Annotated in this window: 16 protein-coding genes; 14 read left to right on the top strand and 2 right to left on the bottom strand. The window is 37.1% G+C overall.

The window, feature by feature from the left end:
* The first annotated feature begins 412 nt into the window (after window positions 1-412).
* From V0410_RS09750 to V0410_RS09740, 3 genes are all read left to right on the top strand, one after another.
* Window positions 413-1,744: an amidohydrolase gene (locus V0410_RS09750; RefSeq protein ID WP_330747319.1), complete on the top strand. Its 1,332-nt coding sequence runs from the start codon at window positions 413-415 to the stop codon at window positions 1,742-1,744.
* Window positions 1,745-1,946: 202 nt separating this feature from the next.
* Window positions 1,947-2,792, top strand: coding sequence for an AraC family transcriptional regulator (locus V0410_RS09745; protein ID WP_330747318.1), 846 nt, complete (start codon window positions 1,947-1,949; stop codon window positions 2,790-2,792).
* Between the two features lie 78 nt (window positions 2,793-2,870).
* Window positions 2,871-4,109, top strand: a complete 1,239-nt coding sequence (locus V0410_RS09740) for an amidohydrolase (protein WP_330747317.1) — start codon at window positions 2,871-2,873, stop codon at window positions 4,107-4,109.
* A gap of 413 nt (window positions 4,110-4,522) precedes the next feature.
* Here the strand turns inward: V0410_RS09740 and V0410_RS09735 are convergent, their stop codons facing one another.
* Window positions 4,523-5,932 (bottom strand): hypothetical protein, encoded by a 1,410-nt coding sequence (locus V0410_RS09735; RefSeq protein WP_330747316.1) that lies wholly within the window; start codon window positions 5,930-5,932, stop codon window positions 4,523-4,525.
* Window positions 5,933-5,976: 44 nt separating this feature from the next.
* The gene (locus tag V0410_RS09730; protein WP_330747315.1) at window positions 5,977-8,766 is read right to left on the bottom strand and encodes a TonB-dependent receptor; all 2,790 of its coding nucleotides are present in this window, start codon (window positions 8,764-8,766) and stop codon (window positions 5,977-5,979) included.
* 325 nt (window positions 8,767-9,091) lie between these two features.
* Here V0410_RS09730 and V0410_RS09725 point away from each other — a divergent pair, with 325 nt between their 5' ends.
* The 11 genes from V0410_RS09725 (at window position 9,092) to V0410_RS09675 (ending at window position 23,144) form a co-directional block, all read left to right on the top strand.
* Window positions 9,092-9,766, top strand: coding sequence for a response regulator (locus tag V0410_RS09725; protein WP_002977493.1), 675 nt, complete (start codon window positions 9,092-9,094; stop codon window positions 9,764-9,766).
* Window positions 9,767-9,814: 48 nt separating this feature from the next.
* A complete protein-coding gene (locus V0410_RS09720) occupies window positions 9,815-10,846 on the top strand; it encodes a sensor histidine kinase (protein ID WP_110010193.1) in 1,032 nt (343 codons plus the stop codon).
* A 133-nt stretch (window positions 10,847-10,979) separates the two neighbouring features.
* Entirely contained in the window at window positions 10,980-11,579 is a 600-nt protein-coding gene (locus tag V0410_RS09715; protein ID WP_330747314.1) for an IS1096 element passenger TnpR family protein, read from the top strand.
* Window positions 11,580-11,720: 141 nt separating this feature from the next.
* A complete protein-coding gene (locus tag V0410_RS09710; RefSeq protein ID WP_330747313.1) occupies window positions 11,721-13,070 on the top strand; it encodes an alpha-amylase family glycosyl hydrolase in 1,350 nt (449 codons plus the stop codon).
* Window positions 13,071-13,215: 145 nt separating this feature from the next.
* Complete coding sequence (locus tag V0410_RS09705) at window positions 13,216-13,656, top strand: hypothetical protein (protein WP_330747312.1); 441 nt, start codon at window positions 13,216-13,218, stop codon at window positions 13,654-13,656.
* 16 nt (window positions 13,657-13,672) lie between these two features.
* Window positions 13,673-14,323: a hypothetical protein gene (locus V0410_RS09700; RefSeq protein WP_330747311.1), complete on the top strand. Its 651-nt coding sequence runs from the start codon at window positions 13,673-13,675 to the stop codon at window positions 14,321-14,323.
* Between the two features lie 137 nt (window positions 14,324-14,460).
* A complete protein-coding gene (locus V0410_RS09695) occupies window positions 14,461-15,255 on the top strand; it encodes a thymidylate synthase (protein WP_330747310.1) in 795 nt (264 codons plus the stop codon).
* Window positions 15,256-15,482: 227 nt separating this feature from the next.
* On the top strand, window positions 15,483-15,701 hold the full coding sequence (locus tag V0410_RS09690; RefSeq protein ID WP_110010187.1) for a hypothetical protein: 219 nt from the start codon (window positions 15,483-15,485) through the stop codon (window positions 15,699-15,701).
* Window positions 15,702-15,726: 25 nt separating this feature from the next.
* A complete protein-coding gene (locus tag V0410_RS09685) occupies window positions 15,727-18,237 on the top strand; it encodes a M1 family metallopeptidase (protein WP_330747309.1) in 2,511 nt (836 codons plus the stop codon).
* Between the two features lie 169 nt (window positions 18,238-18,406).
* Window positions 18,407-19,735, top strand: a complete 1,329-nt coding sequence (locus V0410_RS09680) for a hydroxymethylglutaryl-CoA synthase family protein (protein WP_330747308.1) — start codon at window positions 18,407-18,409, stop codon at window positions 19,733-19,735.
* A gap of 613 nt (window positions 19,736-20,348) precedes the next feature.
* Complete coding sequence (locus V0410_RS09675; protein WP_330747307.1) at window positions 20,349-23,144, top strand: SusC/RagA family TonB-linked outer membrane protein; 2,796 nt, start codon at window positions 20,349-20,351, stop codon at window positions 23,142-23,144.
* The last annotated feature ends 13 nt before the right edge of the window (window positions 23,145-23,157 follow it).

The raw sequence follows: 23,157 nt of genomic DNA, 5'->3' as shown, positions 1-23,157 counted from the left end.
TTGATTTAAAGAGTTTGAATTGAAAAAAAATTAACACAATCTTTCTCATTACGTAGAAGTCTCAGCAAGGTAGAACAGTATAATCTGAATTCCTATGGAATGACAAACTATGTGTATTATTTTTATACTAGTCGGAATTACTAGTCTTAGTTTTATACAAAAAGTAAAGGCTGTCCCCTTTGTCACTCTGTAGAAGTTTCAACAGCGTAAAAACAGCATAATTGGGGATTCTTGCGGAATGACAAGCGTTGTGGATATTTTCTTTATTGTAGTATAGAAAAGATAATTTAAGGAAATGATAAAGTATTCTCCCAAATAATTACCACAAAGTATAAATCATACAGATTTTGTAATAAACCATACACCTCATTCAAGGGGGCTTCTTTTTAATTTTGTCTTAAATAGATTGGAAATGAAGACCTCAGACAATACCATCTCCCGTAAAGATTTTATCCGGAATTCAGCGTTGGCTGGAGCGGGATTAACTTTAATACCCAATATCATGACTGCATCGCCTTTCGATGAGGAAAATCTTTCAGCAAAAGGAAAAATGAGCCTTAAAAATGTTCGCCTGGAAACAGGTTTCGAATACCAGGACGGAGAAGTGGCTTCCACCAAAACAGATCTGTTCTATGTAGAAGTTGAGAATGGAAAAATAACAAAGGTCGCTCCCAACCAACCTAATGCTAAAGCGGTAGATGCAAAAGGACTATTGATGCTTCCCGCATTTAAGGATATGCACATCCATCTGGATAAAACTTTTTATGGAGATCAATGGCAGGCCGTTAGAAAAAGAACAGGAGGTGTCAAAGGAATGATTGAGCTGGAGCAGAAAATGCTTCCTGAGATGCTTAAAAATTCCACCTTTAAGGCTGAAAAGCTAATTGAACTGTTACAGTCGAAAGGAACTTCCTACGCGAGAAGCCATGTGAATATTGAACCCACTTCAAAACTTCAGTCTTTAAAAAATCTGCAGAAAGCGTTAGAAAATAAAAAGAAAGGCTTTGGAGCCGAGCTGGTGGCATTCCCACAGCATGGTGTTTTCTATACGGATTCCGTACCTTATCTGAAAGAAGCTGCGAAGATGGACATCGATTTTATTGGTGGAGTAGATCCGTTCAACATTGATGGCGATATCGAAAAAGTGGTAGACTTTACTGTTCAGCTTGCGTTGGATCATAAAAAAGGAATTGATATTCATTTACATGAAACCGGAGATTCGGGATTGAAAACGGTAGAATACCTGATTAAAAAAGTAAACGAAAACCCTGCTTTGAAAGGGAAAACATATGTAAGCCACTGTTTTATTCTTGCAAAATTAGAAGCTGCAAAACAGGAAGAAATTGCTGAAAAATTAGGTGAAGCACAGATCGGAATTGTCTCTACAATCCCTTTCGGAAGACTGATCATGCCAATACCAACACTTTACAAGCATAATGTAACTGTTCTCACAGGAAATGACAGTATTGTGGATCACTGGAATACTTTCGGGACAGGAAGTGTACTTCAGAAAGCCAATTTAATGGCACAATTGTATGGATATTCAACAGAGTTTTTATTATCAAGAAGCTTAAAACTGGCCACTGGAAATATCCTTCCGTTAGATGATAAAGGAACTCAGCAATGGCCAAAGTCGGGTGATAAAGCAAATTTTGTATTGATCAAAGCAAGTTGTTCTGCAGAAGCAGTATCAAGAATTTCAGACGTGGAGTCTTTAGTTCATGAAGGAAACGTTGTTTTTTAATGTAGAAAAAAAGGATTAAATAAATTAATCTATAATCTAGTTGTGTTTTTTCAACCATAAAGGGGATGAAAGTTTACGAAAAGTCACGAAACGAAGATGGAAAATGAAGATAGCGTGATACAATAAAGCTTTTGTCCCTTTTGTGGTTGTTTTAGTTTTTTCTCTCGTAAATTTTAGTAATTTTAGGAGAAAATCAGGCAGAGTGGCTTACCATACAGATCATTTTCCTATTTTGGGAATACAGGAATTTAGTGAAAATCAGCTGAACAGCTGTAATTTGCTGTTTAATGATCTCTCCGGAGCACGTTCCATTGATGATCCCCATAAACATGATTTTTTCATCATTAATCTCTTTGAGCAGGGAGCAGGATCACATACCATCGATTTTACAGAATATCAGGTAAAAGATTATCAGATTCACCTTGTTTTTCCTGATCAGGTACATCAATGGGTGATTGGAAAAGAAACCATCGGTTATCAGCTGATGATCAGCCGGGACTGGTTTGAAAGTTTTCTGCCTTCATTAAGATTTTCTGCCTCTTATTATCAGAATCATCCGGTAATCACTCTTTCTGAAGAAACGTTTGCTAAGTTTTTTTATGAATTTCAGGAAATCCGGAAAGAACTGAATGGAGAAAAAGTATTCTGGGAATTGATCCAGAAAAGAAGTGAATTAATTGGTCTGCTGGTAAGTAAATCTGTGGAAGGCGCTTTTAAAGACTTTGAAATCTATAACTCAAATCCTATTATTTCAAAATTTCTGCATTTGATTGATGAATATTTTAAAACAGAAAGATCTGTATCATTTTATGCCGATAAACTGAATATTTCTGCCAACTACCTGAATATTGTCTGTAAGAAAAATCTCAATGCTTCAGCATCTTCACTTATTCAGGACCGCATTTTACTGGAAGCCAAAAGACTGCTGAAAGTTTCCGAAATGTCTGTAAAAGATATTGTTTATGATCTTGGTTTCTATGATCATGCCAGCTTTTCCAAATTCTTTAAAGCGCAGACGGGAATGACACCTTCCCAATTCAAAGAATAATCTGTACAAAACAAGACATGATTGATACACCGGTTTTACTTCAGGCCGGCTTAATTTTGTATTGTTAAATTTTACATCATGAAATTTCCCTATCAATTAACTGCAAAAGGAAACTATTTCCTGAAAAATGTCCGTCTGGAAACAGGTTTTGAATACGAAAATGAAGAGGTTACCGGAACAAAAACAGACCTTTTCAGTATTGAAATTGAAGACGGAAAAATAAAAACAGTAAAAGCCAATGATCCGGCTTCCAATGCCATCGATGCTAAAGGATACCTGATGCTTCCCGCATTCAGGGATATGCACATTCATCTGGATAAAACATTATATGGCCTTCCCTGGCAGGCCCTTTCTCCGAAAAGAAAAACGGTGAAAGATATGATCGCCTATGAGCAGGAAATCATTCCTGAATTGCTGAAAACTTCGGTAAGCAGGGCAGAACAGCTGATCAGTTTACAACAGCATTACGGAACGCATTTCGTAAGAACGCATTTCAATATTGATCCTACATCAGGACTGAAATCTCTGGAACATCTTGAGCAGGCTCTTGAAAATAAAAAAGATTCTTTTAAAGCCGAACTGGTGGCCTTCCCACAGCATGGAGTATATTACACAGAATCTGCTCCACTGATGAAAGAAGCAGCCCAACTGAAAAGTGTAGGATTTATTGGCGGACTGGATCCTTTCAGTATTGATGGAAGCATTGAAAAAGTAATGGATTTTACGGTTCAGTTGGCTTTAGATCACAACAAAGGAATTGATATTCATCTGCACGAAGCAGGAGAGTCCGGAATGAAAACGATCAATTATCTGATTGATAAAGCGGTCGAAAACCCGGTACTTCAGGGAAAAACGTTTGTAAGCCATGCATTTGCTTTAGCTCATCTTTCTCCTAAAGAAACTGAACAGATTGCGGAAAGATTGGCTGCCGGAAAAGTAGGAATCGCTTCTTCCGTACCTTTTAAAGGAAAAGTAATGCCTATTCCAACCCTGAAAAAATACGGAGTAAACGTATTGATTGGAAATGACAACGTACAGGACTACTGGAGCACTTTCGGATCCGGAAGTATGCTGCAGAAAGCGAATCTTATTGCTGAACTGTACGGTTATACTACAGAATATGCCCTTTCAAGAGCTTTGCAGTTTGCGACTCAAGCCATTCTTCCTCTGGATGAAAAAGGAAACCAGCAGTGGCCAACAGCCGGTGATGAAGCCGCTATTGTTCTGACAGACGCGTCATGTTCTGCTGAAGCTGTTTCCAGAATGTCCGAAATTAAAGCCCTGATGAATGGCGGGAATTTATTCTGGAGAAATTAATGTGAAGTATATATATTTTTATACACTTGTTTTTTGTAACTGCCATCGGAAGCTTTTCTGGTGGCTTTTTTTGTGTGGGGTGCGGGATGCGAGCTTTTGAGATTCGTGATTCGAGTTTTGAGATTATGATTATAAATTTCGAGATTATTTATATTCAATAGGAACGGGCTTTAGCCCGTTTGAATGGAAAAAAATATACCTCAGGCTTTAGCCAAAACTTATGAAAGAATATCTGTATTCAAACCCCAAAATTACTGTTCATATTCCCTTTATATGTTTTACAATGTGAACATCTATTCATATTCAAAATTCCTACTATTTGTAATATCCCGTAATAACGATAAAAAAAGCCCCCGGAAATTACTTCCGGAGGCCTCTATTTGAAATTAAATCTAGGTACTTATATGATGATGTTATAAGTTAAAGTTAGTCCATCCTGCATACCATGTATCCGTAGCATCTTTTACAGCACCTCTGTAAGTAACCTGCGTAAACCATGTTGCTAATTTAGCGTTTGTAAATGCTCCACCTGTTAATAATGGAGAACCTGAAGTAGGTGTAAAGTTTGGAGTAGTTCCTGCAGGAGCCCAAGCACCGGCAAGTTTTACATCAGCTGTAGACGCAAGGATGGTGTTTCCTTTAGCATTGAACCATGTTGTAAGATCGGCCAATGTATACGTTGTAGGAGTAGAGGTAGATGGTCCGAATTTTAAAGGAGTTGTAGTTCCAGCCAATATGTTGTTTTCGAAGAATAATTTGTTACCAACAATATTGTTATCTGTTGGAGAACCTTTCGTGGCATCGATGAATAAACCAACCGGGAATCCTGTGAATACAGAGTTGAATACAGAGATTGAAGAGTTTCTTCTGATCTGTAATGCATTCTGGAATAACGCATTGATTGATCCCGGAGCTGCAGAGTTGATTGGCCCGATAATCGTCATGTTAGAGAACGTAGCGGATGTCTGAGGCGTTAAAGTAGAACCGTTGGCATCATTATCAGATTCAAATGCATTAGAACCTGAAACATCTGCTACCTGAGAATCTCTTACTGCGATACCAAACTGTACCTTTCCTGAATACCCGTTGTCAGTATCGAAATCGTCATCAAGACCTTTGTAAGAAATAAGGTGAGAACAGTTTACTGTTCCTCCGAACCACTCAAAACTGTCATCGTTAGCATAAGCAACCTCTACATAATCTACTGTAGTTCCGTTACCTACACCACCGAATGTAAGTCCGTTAACCTCTTTATCTGGTAAAAATGCATATCCTGCATATTCTATTCTTACATATTTTAATACACCACTGTTGTCCGCAGCGTTGGTTCCGCCATAAAGTCCAAGACCTTCAGAGTTGTTGATTCCTCCTTCAATTTCTCCAACTCCGTTTGCACCTCCGAAAGAGGCATTGGTAGGAGCATTTCCTAAAATAACTAAACCTGCCCAGTCTCCTCTTTTAGGACTTGGTTTTTCTGAAGTGAAAATAATAGGGTTGGCAGCAGTACCTTCTGCCATGATTTTACTTCCTCTTGTAATGATCAAAGCTCCGTTTTTATCAGCTTCACCTACAATCTTTGTACCTGGCTCGATCGTTAAAGTAGCTCCGTTAGTTACATATACCAATCCTCTCAGCTTATAGATTTTATTGGCTTTAAGTGTAGTATTGGAAGTGATTTTTCCTGAAAGAATAAGGTTTTCAGTTTCTCCGTTTCCGTTACCTCCATTTTGAATAATGGTAGGTCCATCTTCTTCTATATTTCTACATGCGGTAGTTGATACTAGAGCGCCAAGCATTAAAGAATATAAAACGAACTTTTTCATGTTATAAAGAATTAAATTATTTATTAGATTATTTGTTGAGTGAATTAAAAATTGTATCCCAGTGTTAAACTGATATTGGTTCCTGTAAGTCTTTCAATGGCAAGAGCATCTTTGCTGTCATACTTACCGTTGTCGTTCAGGTCATGGTAGAATTTGGCACGACGGTTCAGGATATCTGAAACATTCAGCTTGATCTCTCCTTTGTTGCTCCATAATTTTTTAGAAAGCTGGAAATCTAAAAGAGGTCTTGGTGCTTCCCAGATTGGTGGAACCTGATCGTTTCCTACATAAAGAATTCTTCTTCCGATCATGTTGAATAATAGCGTTGAAGACCATCCTGATTTTTCAGTATCGTACTGAAGACTTAGGTTGACAGTATATGGAGATTGTCCCTGCATTGGTCTGTCAATATTGGTAGCTTCGTCTGTTACTCTGTTTTTGATTAATGCTACGTTTCCACCCAGCGTAAAGTTTTTAAGAGCGCTTACAAAATCCAGTTTTTTTCTGGCTTCCACTTCCAGTCCGTAAGCATCAGCTTTATCTACGTTAAGATAGTTGAAGGTGTTACTCGTTCCTACCCCTGATTGGTTGAAGTATAATTCGATCGGTTTTTTAAAGTTTTTATAGAAACCTGCCACGGAAATAATTTCCCCGTTTCTTGGGTAGAATTCCCAACGAAGGTCGGCACTCGTAATTTTGGTTCTTTCGATAGATTTGTTACCGATTACCGTTGCTCCAAGGTCAAAATCATAATATGCCAAAGGAGAAACTTCTCTGAATTCCGGTCTTACAACAGTTTGTGAACCTGCAAGACGGATATTCATTTTAGGATTTACCTTGAATGTTAAGTTCACAGCAGGTAAGAAATCTGTAACACGAGTGTTTACAAAACGGTCATCGCTTTTCTTCGTGCTTCCTACCAACTGGTCAAAGTTCTCCACTCTTAATCCCCACACAGCTCTTAACCATGGTGTGAAGTTATTGTCAAACTGTAAGTATCCTGCGTTAAGGATGGTGTTGGCAATATATCTGTACTGGTTTCCTGCAATTTCATCAAATGTGAATCCACCGTTAGTTCCGAAGTTACCTGGATTGAAGATGGTTTCAAAAGGCTGGGAAAGTAATCCCTGATTGAAGTTTTCAAGTCTTACAGAGAATGGTCGGGAGTTGTATATCCTGTCTTTTACCTGGAATAAATAACCTCCTTTGATCGTTTGCTTCTGTCCGAACATCGTAAACGTTTTGGAAACGTCACCTCCTGCATTATACAGATAGTCGCTCAGAGTAGAGTAGAATACACTTCCTGATTTTTGAGAAAGACCATTAGAAATCAATGCTAAATAAGGACTTCCCGGCATGTTTGTATATTGGTTATACTGTAAACGCTGCAGCAAAGGAATATACTGATCAAGGATCCCGAAGCTTCCGTACCAGTTTACGGTAAGACCGCCAAGAACATCAATTTTATGATTACCGGAAAGGGTGGAGTTATAGAAAGTCGTTTCTTTAAACCCGATTTCCCTTGCCATGATATTGGTCCCGTTGATCGGATCAAATTCAAAGTCCTTTCCTGTTCTGAAGGACATATGGTTTACCGTATTGTTGGTAATGATATTCTTTAAGGAGATTTTATTATTGTTGTTCAGCTTTAAAGCAAGGTTCAACATCCCTCCTAAAATAATATCATTGCTGTATTTTTCTGTAAAATAATCGAAGTTGGTATCAGCAAGCTGGTCGTTGATGGTAAAGAAACGGTTGGTAGATTCGGTTCTTCTTTTGTTGTTACTGTAATTTAAAACAGCAATTACTCCTAAATCTTTTCCGAATACTTTCGTGTTGAAACCTCCGTCTAACTGTAAACTTAAGTTTTCAGGATAACCAATGCTGTTGTATCCAAGATTCTTGGTATATCCTTTACCAATCTCTGTTTTCTGAGCTTCAGTCAGAATACTGAAAGCATTTTTCGCAGGCATATTGGTAGGAAGTTTTCTGTAACCGTCATCAATTCCTAAAAAGTCCCACTTTCCACCTTTCTGCATATGGAACTCCTGTCCCATAGTAGCTGTATTTCCTCCTACACCTACCTGTACATTGAAGAAGTTTTTATTAGGAATATCTTTAGTATTTACCTGAATCAAAGCACCGCCCCATTCACCTGTATATTCAGGAATGAACGTTTTATTGATGACAAGGGTTTCGATAACGTTGGCAGGGAAAAGATCAAAAGAGAAAGTCTTTCTGTCAGGCTCCGTACTGGATAACTGAATACCGTTCAGCATCGCCTGGTTATAACGGTCTGATAAACCTCTTACTACAATATATTTTCCGTCAAATAAACTCACCCCTGAAACTCTTTTCAGAACTTCGCCGGTGTTTCTGTCCGGACTTCTTTTAATCGCTTCAACACCAATAACCTGAGAAACTACACCGGCATTCTTTTGTAAACCGATGGTAGAGGCTATGGTTTCTTTTCTTGCGTTTGATTTTATGACAACTCCCTCAATTTCTTTCTCTTTGGTGGATGGCTTATCCAAAACAATATCAAGGTGAGTATTACCTTCATTTTTGATAATAACTTCACTGATCTCTTTTCTGTTATACCCATTGGAGCTTACGGTTACAATGTAATTGGTGCCAGGGGAAAGGTTGATAGAGTAGTATCCGGAAATGTCAGTGGTTACTTCCTGACCATTTACTTTTACTTTTACACCTTCTATTGGAGTGTTATCTTTCTCGTCCAATACCCTACCTTCCAAAATCTGACTTTGTGCAAAAGCATAGCCAGCAGAAAACAAGGCAAGTAGCATGATGCTCTTGTGGAGTTGTTTTTTCATTATTACTTCTTTTACTTCTTTTTCAAGGGCAAAATAAAGGCTAAGTTTTTAAGAAAACTTTAGGAGAATCTTAATTAATTATGAAGTTTGTATTAACGAAAGAACAGATTTTATACTTATCGATGTTTAATTTATATAATTATAATTTTTGTTTTAATGTTAATTATTATTCCTTATATTTGATTTGTGTATATTTATTTATTGATTTTTTTATTGATTTTGTAATTAATGTGTAAAATGTAATTTTTTAATAATTAGTTAACATTTGGCGGATAGATGAAATCAATTGAAATAATTAATTTTGTGGGAATTCTTAAACTAGAAGATGAGCAAAAAAATTCTTTTAATAGACGATGAACTGGACATTTTAGAGATTCTGTCTTACAATTTGGAAAAAGAAGGGTATGATATCTATACCGCTACCAATGGTAACGAAGGTATAGAAAAAGCGAAGGAAATTGTTCCGGATCTTATCTTATTAGATGTCATGATGCCTGAAAAAGATGGTATAGAAACCTGTCAGGAACTTCGTAAAGTGAAAGAACTGCAAAAAACACTTATCGTGTTCCTTTCTGCAAGAAGCGAAGAGTTTTCTCAATTAGCAGGTTTTCAGGCAGGTGCTAATGATTATATTGTAAAACTGATCAAACCGAAAATCCTTATCTCTAAAGTAAATGCATTATTACAGCTAACCTCTCAGGTGTCTGACAATGCTAAACTCATCGAAATCGGAGACCTTGTTATCGATAAAGATAACTTCAGGGTTTCCAAAAGCGGACAGCAATTTCTTCTTCCTAAAAAAGAATTTGATTTGCTTTACCTTTTGGCTTCCAATACTGAGAAGGTTTTCAAAAGAGAAGAGATCCTGGAAAAAGTTTGGGGTAATGATGTGATCGTAGGAGAAAGAACCATTGATGTTCACATCAGAAGACTAAGAGAAAAACTGGGAATCAATACGATTCAGACATTGAAAGGGATTGGGTATAAACTGATCGTTTAATTATTTAAAAATCCTAACTTTACGTTCAATCATTAAAACGTTGTAAAATTGAAATTTTACAGACTTACCCTCGTTGCCTCCTGTCTTCTGACACTGGTAATGCTCCTTTTAGTAGTCGTATTCGATTCGCTGAAAGATATCTATTATGAGACCCCTTTGTTCAAAACGGGTCTTTTCATCTGTATTATCCTGATCTTTATGATCAACTGTGTAGTACTGGAGCTGCTCTTTAATTATTACGGAAGAAAGCAGGTGAAAGGACTTTCCGGAATCCTTCCTCAGGAAATGGTTCATGATAATGATGAAAATATAACCATTAAAGAATTAGGAGAAAGATTTTCAGACCTTAATCAGCAGAGAGCTTCCGAAATTGATATGATGAAAGAGATGGAAAGTTACCGTAAAGAATACATCGGAAATGTTTCCCATGAGCTGAAGACTCCTCTTTTTTCTATCCAGGGATATGTAGAAACCTTGAGAGACGGCGGCGTGGATAATCTTACGATCCGCGACAAATATCTGGAAAGAATTGATAAATCGGTAGAAAGACTGATTGCTATTGTGACAGATCTTGATATGATCAACAGGCTGGAAGCCGGTGAAATCAATCTTACCGTTTCAAAATTCGATGTGAACCTTCTGATCAAAGAGATTTTTGACCTTCTTGATCTTGAAGCTGAAAAACGAAATACAACATTACAGATTCAGACCCTTCATCCGCAGATTTTTGTGGAAGCCGATAAACAGAAAATTTCCCAGGTTTTTATTAATCTGATTTCCAATGCTATTCATTATGCCAACAGGCAGGAAGCAAAAGTGATCGTAAAAACCAGTGTCCTTAAAAATAAAGTGCTGATCGAAGTTATAGACAATGGAATGGGTATCAAATCTGAAATTCTTCCAAGAATCTTCGAAAGATTTTATCGTGTGGAAACCAGCAGAAGCAGAAGAGAAGGCGGCTCCGGACTCGGTCTGGCTATTGTAAAACACATCCTTGAAGCTCACAACGAAAACATTACCGTAGAAAGCGTTTACCTTGAAGGGACGAAGTTCAGTTTCATGCTTGAAAAAAGTAAATAATTCCGGCAAAATGTAAGAAAAAAAAATATTTTAAAAAATCCTGAAATATTTTTTTGTCACATGTCATTTATTATATATTTGCAACAGAGATTTATCATAATTATAAAGGCAAAAAGTAATTTAAGAAACTGATATGGTTTACAAAATCCGCGTAATATTAGATGCGAAAGAGGATATTTTCCGTGATGTCGAAGTTAAGGGAAAACAAACGTTATGGAACTTACATTTAGGAATTAAAAGTGCATTCAGTCTGCAGGGAGATGAGCTTTCTACTTTTAATCTGTTGGAAGATGACGGAACGATCGTAAAAAGTGTCCCATTGGAAGATATGAGTGATGATGGTGATGGTGAGATCATGTCAGATGTTTACATTGATGAAGCTTTTGAAAATGTAGGTGACAAAGCGCAATTCCAGTATGGACTTCTTGATCTTTGGGAATTCTTCTGCGAGCTTGTGGAGGTAATTGAAGAAACAAAAGGCGTGAACTATCCGATCACTGTATACAGATTTGGAAATGTTCCATTAAAAGCTCCAAGCAAAAACGGAAGTACCGGAGGTGGCAAAAAGAAATCAGCAATGCCATTGGTAGATGATGAGTTCGGTTTTGATGATGATTTCGGAGCGGGAGGAAACTTTTCAGACGAAGATGATGACAGCTTTGATGATGAGGAAGAAGAAGACTATAATGACGATGTCTTTGATGATGAGGATGACAATGATGATGAAAGATAATCATACAATATACTGGCCCTGGATTTAGATCCGGGGCTTTTTTTATGCTGATTAAAGCAAATTGCCATTCTGCTTTTAACGATTTTGCCTTTTTACCCTTTTACCCCAAAAACAATCCTTACTTTTGTTAAAAATAGTTTAATGAAAAAATTAATTTTGTTAGCTGTAATTGGTCTGGGAATTGTTTCCTGTACCACTCAAAAAAATAAGCGGAAGATGACAGAACTGCCAAAAGATTGGAAACATAATACAAATATTTACGAAGTAAACATAAGACAATACACTCAGGAAGGAACTTTCAAAGCATTTGCAAAAGAAATGCCCCGACTGAAATCTATGGGAATAAAAACCCTTTGGTTTATGCCTGTTACTCCGATTGCCCAGCAAAACAAAAAAGGAAGTCTGGGGAGTCCTTATGCCGCAGCAGATTATACTTCCATCAATCCTGAATTCGGGACCCTGCAGGATTTTAAAGATATGGTGAATGAAGCTCACAGGTTAGGATTCAAAGTCATTATCGACTGGGTAGCCAATCATACCGGCTGGGATCATGTGTGGACAAAAACACATCCTGAATTTTATCTTAAAGATCCGGATGGGAAATTCCATATTGCTTCCGGAATGGATGATATTATTGAATTGGATTATAAAAATCAGGAAATGCGCCAGGCAATGATTGATGCTATGAAGTTCTGGGTACAGGAAACCAATATCGACGGATTCCGATGTGACCTTGCCTCATGGGTGGAAGTCGATTTCTGGGAACAGGCACGTCCTGAAGTGGAAAAAATAAAGCCTCTTTTCTGGCTTGGAGAATTTGATGAGCTGGAAAGTCCTGAATATGGTAAAGTTTTTGACGCCAGTTATTCCTGGAAATGGATGCATAAATCTGCCGACTATTACAAAAATAATGAACCTCTTCAGGAATTAAAAGATCTTCTGAGACAATATTCCAATATCGGAGACGCTTCGATGAGAGCCTGGTTTACCACCAACCACGATGAAAACTCATGGAACGGAACCGAATATGAAAAATACGGAGTCATTACAAAACCTATGGCAGTATTCTCTGCAACATGGAATGGCATTCCGTTATTATATTCAGGACAGGAACTTCCGAACATGAAGAGGCTGGAATTTTTCGAAAAAGATGCCATCAAATGGACCCATACCTATCAGGCTGCTGATTTCTATAAAACACTATTGGATTTAAAAACATCAAATCCTGCATTAAGAGGTGGAGATTCCAACGTGACGACCTATCTTCTCAATACGACAGCCAATGATAAAATTCTTGCTTATGTAAGGAAAAATGGGAAAGATGAAGTGCTGGTAGTCCTGAACATGTCAAAAGAACCGGTTAATTTCTTCATTGAAGACGACCATCTGTCCGGAACATTCAGAAATGTTTTTGATAAAACAAAAAGAGACTTCAGTAATGGAAAAGACTTCAGCTTCAAAGTTTCTGATTATGCCGTATTTGAAAAATAAAAAGTAATGGCTTTGAAACTTAGCTTAAACAGTAAATTTTAATCACTAGTCTTTAGAGGAACTCAATTCCCCTCCGCTGGAGGGGTGTCAAAATCTGTGATTTTGACGGGGTGGTTTATCTACCTGCAATAAAAAAGATCATTCAATGAACAAACAGGAAATAATCAACATCATCAAAGCAAAAGCCGCAGACAAAATTCAGTATTTTGAAAACCTTATTGCTGAAACACGGGCTTCCAACAACGATACTAAAAGTTCGATGGGTGATAAATATGAAACCGGAAGAGAAATGCTTCAGCAGGAAATCAATAACCTGCAGAGGCAGCTCAATGAAGTGTTGAATCAGCAGGCTGTTTTGCAGAAAATAACATCCGATCCTTCAGAAAAAGTGCAGAACGGAGCATTGGTGAAAACCAATAAAGGAATGTTTTTTATCTCAGTTTCAATGGGAGAGTTTGTTTTTGAAAACCGGAAAATAATGACAGTTTCTGCAGAATCTCCTTTGGTAAAAGCAATGTTTGGCAAGAAAATGGGAGATAACTTTACCATCAACAATATCAATCAGGATATTGAAGATATTTGGTAAATTAATCTTTAATAATATGAAATTTAAAAATTTATTTGTCTTTGTATTTCTATTGGGCAGTTTGGTCATCAATGCTCAGGTTCGTGCCACCGTTTCCGCAAAAACATACGATCTGGAAACAGTGAAATTAACGGTAGAGGATTTTGTAATTACGCTGAATGCTGACGGATCAATTTCTGATTTTAATGCCCCTGCTCTGAATGGGGAACTTAAGTATTATGATAATCAGGTTTTTGATAAAGCTAAATATGGTAAGCTTAAAAGTATAGGGAATGTCAAAATAGAGTACTGGGATGATTCCATATTTGCCACAGAAAAAACAGGGAAGCTGAAAAGTATAGGAAATATTTCTGTAGACTATTGGGAAGACTCTGCCTTTACCAGAGAAAAAGCAGGTAAAGTAAAGAAAATAGGTGCCCTCAGTATAGATTACTGGTCAAATGATGTGATAGATAACAGCAGGATGGGCAAACTGAAAATAATAGGAGACATTTCTATTGACTATGGAACAAAAGATATTATTGATGAAAGTAAATTCCAGAAGCTTATAAAGTTTGGTCCGGTGAGACTGGATTATTCAAATGATAAGTTTATTGATAAAAACAGTTATGGTCAGCTAAAATCAATCAATGGAAACAGTGAAAAAATTAGCGTTTCTGTATTATAATACTTCTATTGCTTTAATAGCTTGAAGCTGTAGAATATACGCGCATTTAATAAAAAAGAGATATACATCTTATAAAACGCATCCATAGGTTGGGTGCTTTTTTTTTACTAAATTTGAAACTTAAAATCTCATTCAAAATGCAAAACTACCTGGACCTTTTACAGCATATTTTAGACAACGGAACTGATAAAACCGACAGAACCGGCACTGGAACAAGAAGTGTTTTCGGATATCAGCTGAGATATGACCTGTCTAAGGGATTTCCCTTGGTAACGACGAAAAAAGTGCATTTGAAATCCATTATCTACGAGTTGCTTTGGTTCCTGAAAGGAGATACCAATATAAAGTATCTTAAAGATAACGGAGTAAGCATCTGGGATGAGTGGGCCAATGAAAATGGAGATCTGGGACCTGTTTACGGAGCGCAGTGGAGAAGCTGGAGTGGAGCAGACGGAAAAGTGGTAGACCAGATTACAGAAGTAATTGACCAGATCAAAAAAAATCCGGATTCCAGAAGACTTATCGTATCTGCATGGAATGTTGCAGAAATTCCTAACATGGCTTTGGCTCCTTGTCATGCCCTGTTCCAGTTCTACGTAGCTGATGGTAAATTATCGCTGCAGCTGTATCAGAGAAGTGCCGATGTTTTCCTTGGCGTACCGTTCAATATTGCAAGTTATGCATTGCTGCTGATGATGGTAGCACAGGTGTGTGATCTTGAGGTAGGGGATTATGTTCACAGCTTTGGAGATGTTCATATCTACAATAATCATTTTGAACAGGTAAACAGACAGCTTGCAAGAGAACCACGATCACTTCCTACAATGAAATTAAACCCTGACGTTAAGAATATCTTTGATTTCGATTTCGAGGACTTTACGCTGGAAAATTATGATCCGCATCCGGGGATTAAAGCTCCAGTAGCGATTTAATATTTTTCTATCTTTTTATTTTTTAAATTTACTTCTATTATTTTAACAGTAATAGAAGCATTATCTGTGCTCATAAGCCGGGAGATCAGAATATAATCCTTTGGTACACTTTCTTTGGCAATAGTTTCTTACATTTGGAAGAACAACGCCCATTCACCGGATTTCTTTTGTAAGATGATCCGGTGACAGGCAGTAAGTCATAAATATCAAATGCTTAAGAACAGATTATGAAGTATTTAAAAATTAATATTGAAGAAAATGCAGATATTGAAGTACTGAAAAATGCTGTACTTCAGCTGAAAGGTGTGGCATCCGCAGAAATAGTGGATGACGAAAACCCGGAAAGTGAACTCAAAAAAGCGTTTGCAAAAACGAAGGAACAGCTTAAAAAGGGCGACTATGAAACCCTTGTCAATGATATTTTCGACATCATCATAAAAAAATAATTCTAAAAAATAATAAAGCAGACCGATGAGAAAGGCTATTTTATCAATTGCTATACTTGGAATTTTATTTTCCGCCAATGTATCAGCACAAACCGACACTTCAGGAAGAGAAAAAGTATACAGAGCTACCCACACGAAAGTAACAGAGCTTAAGCACACAAAGCTGAAAGTGAATTTCGATTATCAGAAAGAACAGATGAATGGGGAAGAATGGCTTACCGCATCACCTTACTTCTATGCCACCAATGAGCTTACCCTTGATGCAAAAGGAATGCTGATTCATGAAGTGGCTCTTGATAACAACGGCAAAAAGTCTCCTTTAAAATACGAATACAAAGATGACGTTCTAAAAATTACGCTGGATAAAACCTATCAGAGAAATCGGGATTATACCGTTTACATCAAATATACCTCCCGCCCGAATGAAGTGAAACAACAGGGAAGCATGGCAATCAATGATGCGAAAGGTTTGTATTTCATAAACGCTCAGGGGACAGATCCCAACACACCAACACAAATCTGGACACAGGGAGAAACAGAATCTTCTTCAGCATGGTTTCCTACTATTGATAAACCCAACCAAAAGACAACACAGGAAATCTATATGACAGTTCCTGATAAATATGTAACGCTTTCCAACGGTCTTATGAAAGATTCTAAAAAAGAATCCAACGGACTTAGAACCGATCATTGGGTAATGGACAAGAGACATTCTACTTATCTTTTCTTTATGGGCGTTGGAGAATATGCCATCGTAAAAGACAAATGGAAAAACATTCCTGTTGATTATTATATTGAAAAGGAATACGAGCCTTATGCTAAACAGATCTACGGAAATACTCCGGAAATGATCGACTTTTTCTCCAAAAAACTGAATTATGACTACCCATGGGCGAAATATGCCCAGATTTCCGGAAGAGATTATGTAAGTGGTGCAATGGAAAATACCACAGCTACTCTTCATGGAAGTGATATCCTTCAGAAACCGGGTCAGCTTATCGATGAAAACACATGGGAAGATACCATTGCCCATGAACTGTTCCATCATTGGTTTGGAGATCTGGTAACGGCAGAAAGCTGGAGCAACCTTACTGTCAATGAATCTTTTGCCAACTACTCCGAATATCTTTGGAATGAATACAAGTACGGAAAAGACCAGGCAGATTATCACCTGATGACAGATGTGAATAATTATCTTCATAATCCATCCGATTTTAATAAAAATCTGGTGAGATTCAATTACGAATCCCGTGAAGATGTTTTTGATCTTGTAACCTACCAGAAAGGAGGTGGCATTTTAAATATGCTGAGAAATTATCTTGGAGATGATGCCTTCTTTGCCGGAATGAACGATTATCTGAAAACCAATGAATACCAAAATGCTGAGGCCCATCAATTAAGACTCTCTTTTGAAAAAGTTTCCGGGAAAGACTTAAACTGGTTCTTTAATCAATGGTATTTTGGAAGCGGAAACCCAAAGATTAATTATTCATCCACCTTTGAACCGGTAAAAAAACAGGTTGATGTAACCATTAATCAAACTCAGGAAAAACCATTTGAATTTCCTCTGGCTATTGATGTCTATGACAATGGAAAACCCAAAAGGTACAATGTCTGGGTAAATGCGGAAGCAAAAAATACGTTCAGTTTTGATGTTTCTAAAACACCGGATCTCGTCAATATCAATGCAGACGGAGTTTTACTGGCTGATATTACGGATACTAAAACTCCGGAACAGAATCTGATGCAGTTTACCAACTCCAAGGAATTTAAAAGCAGATATCTGGCTCTAAACGGAATTAAAGATCAGGCCGGGAAAAGTCCTGCCGCTGTAAAATTATTGGCTGCTGCATTAAAAGATCCTTTCTTCAGAGTAAGAATAAAAGCATTAAACTTAATAGACCTTACTAATCCTGAACAAATGAAAGCATTGGGTGCTGAAGTTGAAAAACTGGCTTCCAATGATCCAAAAACATTAACTCAGGCTGCGGCTATTGCTGCTTTAGGAAAAACAAAAGACAAAAAATACCTTCCTTTATTTGAAAAAGGAGTAAGTGCTGTTTCCAATGCAGTAAAAGGAAGTTCGATGGGTGCGCTTCTTTCTATTGATCCGTCAAGAGCAAACAGTCTTGCTGATAAAATTGATATGAAAGGTGCTTCAGAAGAATTGCAGGCACAATTGCTTCCTGTTATTGTAAAGAACAGGATTACTTCACAGATCGAAAATATTGCACCTCTTGCTACTTTCTATCCGTTCATTAAATTCCAGAATCCGGAATTGGGAAAAGCAGCAGAAGACGGTTTCAACTGGATCATGACTTCCGATAACCTGAAAGCAACTGAAAGCGTTACTAAAATAGCAGGATATGCCAAAAACCAAATGGCAGACAATCCACAGGCTAAAATGATGATGGTTCAGATGCTGAAAGATGGCTTGAGCAAAAAAATGGAACTGCTGAAACAGAATCCGCAAAACGCAGCAAGTATCAACAAGCAGATTGATGTTCTCAATAAAGCTATTGAAAATTATAAATAAAGAAAGGAGCCGGTAAATTTACCGGCTTTCTTTTTTACTGTTAAAGGTTTCTGGATTACTGTATTATATTTTAAAACGTATTGGTTTTTAATGATGTTGCAAAAATTAGCATTTTTTACCACCGTTTTTTGCATTATCTTTCATAAATTCGTTTAAAATTTAGACAATTATGAGTTTTGGAATTGAAGCAGCGGGTTATTATGTGCCTGGTTTATATTTGGAGATTAAGGATTTAGCAGAAAAAAGAGGGATAGAGCCGGCGAAATTGGAAAAAGGCCTGGGTCTTCATAAAATGGGACTTTCTGATGTTCACGAAGACGCTGCCACTTTTGCAGCAGAAGCATTACTGAAGCTTATAAAAGATTATGAGATCAATCCTAAGGAAATAGCAAGAGTATATCTGGGAACAGAAAGTGCTGTGGATGCAGCAAAACCTACAGCTTCCTATGCTGTACAGATGGTGGAAAAAGTACTGGAAGATGAATGGGGAACCAGATGTTTCAGAAACTGTGATGTGCTTGATATGACTTTTGCCTGTGTAGGAGGAGTAGATGCGTTACACAATGCTCTGGACTTTGTGAGGGTGAATCCCGATAAAAAAGCAGTAGTGATTGCCAGTGATTATGCAAAATATGAATTGGCTTCTTCAGGAGAATATACACAGGGAGGTGGTGCGGTAGCCCTTTTGGTTTCATCCAAACCGGACCTTTTTGAAATTGAAAATAATTGGGGAGTTGCTTCAGAAAGCGTTTTTGATTTTTTCAAACCCAGAAGATCATATAAAAAAGAAGACTTGAATGGGGCTCCTGAAACATATCCCGAAAAGATTGAAGTTTTCACAGATGAGCCGGTTTTTGACGGACAATATTCTAACCAATGCTATCAGGATAGAATAAAAGAAGCTTATTATCATTATAAAGAACTGACAGGACAGGATAAACCATATGAAAACTGGGAGTATATTATCTTCCATCTTCCTTATGCCTTCCACGGAAAAAGAGTTTTCACAGAAATCTACAGTCTTGAGAACGGTCTTTCCTATGAAACGGCTGATGAACAGAAAGCAATTGCCAAGTCAGAAAATTATCTGAAATTAATCAATGATAAAATAGAAAAGACCCAGAGAGCTTCTTCTGAGATCGGAAATATGTACACCGCTTCTGTTTTTATGGCATTTCTTTCTGCTTTACAGACATCTTTTAACGAAAATGAAGAACTTTCAGGAAAAGAAATTGGCTTTGTAGGGTATGGAAGTGGCTCAAAATCAAAGGTGTTTGCCGGAAAATTGTCCGGGAACTGGAGAAAGGTAGTAGAAAAATGGAATTTGTTTGAAAGTTTGAAGAAAAGAACTGCTGTGGACTTTGAAACCTATGAAAAGCTTCACAGAAAACAGCTGAAAGATTCTGTAAATAGAAATTACAAAGGTTTTGGACTTGTCGCTATCGAAACAGAAAACCCTGTTTTAATTGGAGCAAGATACTATCATTATCAGAAGTAACTATATTCTCAGTAAAATTGTATAAAAGCATCTCATACTTCGGGATGCTTTACTTTTTTATCTATAGAAATATTATAGTATTTTACAGTTGGATTATTTGTAATTTTAATAACGAGACAGTCACAAAATAACAATAAATGCTGTGTGAAATTCTCTACAATTTATTTGAACTCAGTAAACAGTAAATGAACGGTTTTTTTTACTGTTGTGATGAACAAAAAATTCTGAAACAGGAATTCTCTGTTTGCGGAAGGCTGTTTTTTATATAAAATTTAAGAAGAAAGCCTGTTTTTTACTCCATTTTCTTCCAATTGGTGAATTATTTAAATGTATTTTTTACTTTACAATTGATCGTCGAGGTTTATTTTTTTAATCATTTATTTTAAATTAATGTAAATTGATTTTAATTTTAAAATTTATTAAAATTCCGTTAATATATAAATTGACTTATTTTTTGTTAAATTTTTAAATATTTTCAAAATGATTCCTCATCATTTTTTTAAGATGAATGTGAATCTCTCCGTTCTGGAAACGCGTTTTCAGCATTCAGCGAATTGATGTTATAGATATTTATCGACATATTTGTCGCTTGAATATATTAAAATCTGTTAATATGAATGTGAAGTTGCATGTATTAAGTGCCGGAGCTTTGTTTTTTTTAGGACAAGCTGCTTTTGCACAAAAATCTAAGAATGATTCTGTTCTGAAGGAGAATAAGATCGATGAAGTAATCGTTACTGGATACCAGAAGAAAAAAGCAGATGAAATTACCCAGGCTCAGGCTGTTGTTGGTGGTGATGAAATCAGAAGAAACTCTCCTACAACATCTATCGGTAACTCTTTACAGGGTAGGGCTTCAGGGGTATTTGTACAAAGTACTACCGGACAGCCAGGTGCTGCTGCTACCATCCAGGTAAGAGGGATTGCCGGTGTTGGTGGTTCTTCAGAACCTACTTATGTAGTAAACGGGATGTACATGACTGCAAGGCAGTTCAGTGCAATCAACCCTGCAGACGTAGAATCGATTTCAATTCTTAAAGATGCTGCTGCTACAGCGCAGTATGGAGCAAGAGGAGCAAATGGGGTAGTGGTAGTAACTACTAAAGCCGGTAAAGCCGGAAAAACTCATTATTCATTTGAAACCAAGTTTGGTTTCAGTGAAAAGCTGAGAGACAAAAACTACACTATGATGAACTCCAGGGAGCTGATGAATTTCCAGAATCAATTGGGATATCTTGGATTCAAACCAAGATCTCAACAGGAAATAGATCTACTTGCTGCCTATGACCACAACTGGCAAAAAGACCTGTTGAAGCCTTCAAGCATCCAGTCTTATTTATTCAGTGCACAGGGTGGTTCCAGAGAGAGTACTTTCTATTACTCTTTAGGATATGATTCTGACAATGGAATTATCAGAGACATTGATGGTCTTAAAAGATATACTGGTAACTTTGGATTTACCAATAAACTGAGTGAAAAACTGAACGTTGGTATTAACCTGGGGGTTCAGTATCAGGAAACGCAGAATTTCAGAGACAGAAACAACACGCAGAACCCATTTGCAGCTATGTATAAATATGCCCCTTATGAGCCGGTTTATAATGCAGATGGCAGCTACAACCAAACCATGAGAGCTGGTTCTAACGTTGTTGAGCAGATCCGTACTAATAGATCAGATGATCAGAGACTGAGAATTCCGGTAACTTTATTTGCTGAATATAAAATTATTGATGGACTGAAGTTTAAATCAAACTTTAATGGACTTTTCGATTGGTACATGAGAACTCGATGGATGCAAAAAGGTTCAAACCTGGATATTACAGTGAACAAAGTTCCTACAGGTTCATTGAACAAAGACTCATTCTACACATTTAACTATACCTGGAATAACTCCATTAATTATAAAAAATCATATGGAGGTCACAACTTTGATTTCTTAGGATTTATCGAATATAACGATAACTACAATGAAACAATGAATGGTGGCGCTTACGGATTGAAATCTCCGGTAATCAATGTTCCATCAATCACAACACCTTCTGACAGAAATACATTTACAGGGGTTAAAGTAAGAAATACCCTGTTCAGTTTAGCGGGGATGTTAAACTATGATTACGAAGGTAGATATTTGGTGACAGGATCATTGAGAAGAGATGCTTCATCAAGATTTGGTGCCAATAACCAAAGTGGTATTTTCTGGTCTGCAAGTGCAGCATGGAATATTGCGAAGGAGGAATTCATGAAAGGTGGTTTTATTAATGATTTAAAGCTTAGAGGATCTTACGGTACAACAGGTAACGATGGTACTTTGCCTGATTACTATAATGTCAATAATATCAGCTACGGTTTATATGGTACTAACGGTACTTCATATCCCGGAACATCTTCACAAGGTTATTATATCATTGGTAACAGCAACCTGAAATGGGAATCTAATGCAATTACCAACTTAGGAGTTGATTTCACAATGTGGAACAGAAGAGTTCGTGGATCCGTTGAAGTATATCAGAACAAGAGAAAAGACTTCGTACAGCTTGTACCTTTGGATAAACAGGAAGGAGGATACTACCAGTATATCAATGCAGGGGATATGTCTCAGAAAGGTCTTGAAGTTGAACTTAGTGTAGATGTAATTAAGCAGAAAGATTTCCAGTGGAATTTACATGCTAACATTTCTTTCCAGAAATCTGTTCTTGACAAGTTAGCAGACGGACAGACTGAAAGAAACTTAGGAGATACTTATTTAAAAGTAGGAGAGTCTCCATACGTATTCTATAATGTAAGATTTGCCGGAGTAGATCCAAGCAACGGAAAAGCTCTGTATTATGATAAAGAAGGTAATGTTACTGATGTTTACAGTGCATCCAATGCAGTTCCTATTACGGATAAATCTCCATTCCCAAAAAGTTTTGGTGGTTTTGGAACGACAGTTCAGTACAAAGGACTTGATTTCAGTGCAGATTTCTCATTCAAGCTAGGTGGTTATACTTATAACAACATGTATGCTGCTGCTGTTGATCCAACATTGGCTGTTGCTGGAAGAAACATGGCTCAGGCTGCTGCTCAGGTTTGGCAAAACCCTGGAGATACAGGAGTATTCCAGAAAGTTGACTCAAACGGTATGCGTGATTCTGATCAGTGGATTGAAAAATCAGATTACTTAAGATTAAGATCACTTACATTAGGATACACATTTGATAAAGCGTTCCTTGGAGAAGGATCTCCAATCAATAAGCTTAGAGCATATGTACAGGGACAAAACCTATTTACAGTGACTAAATTCCACGGAGAACCTGAAGTTTCAGTAGGATCAGATGAATCTACAGCTTTGTTCGTTCCAGGATCATATAACCTTTATACTTACCCTGCTGTAAGAACAATCCTGGTAGGACTGCAATTAGAATTTTAATATTGAATAGCCT

Origin of the sequence: Chryseobacterium sp. CP-77, from assembly GCF_036362765.1 — a bacterium.
Taxonomy (GTDB): domain Bacteria; phylum Bacteroidota; class Bacteroidia; order Flavobacteriales; family Weeksellaceae; genus Chryseobacterium; species Chryseobacterium cupriresistens.
This window is presented reverse-complemented; position numbering and strand designations above follow the sequence as displayed.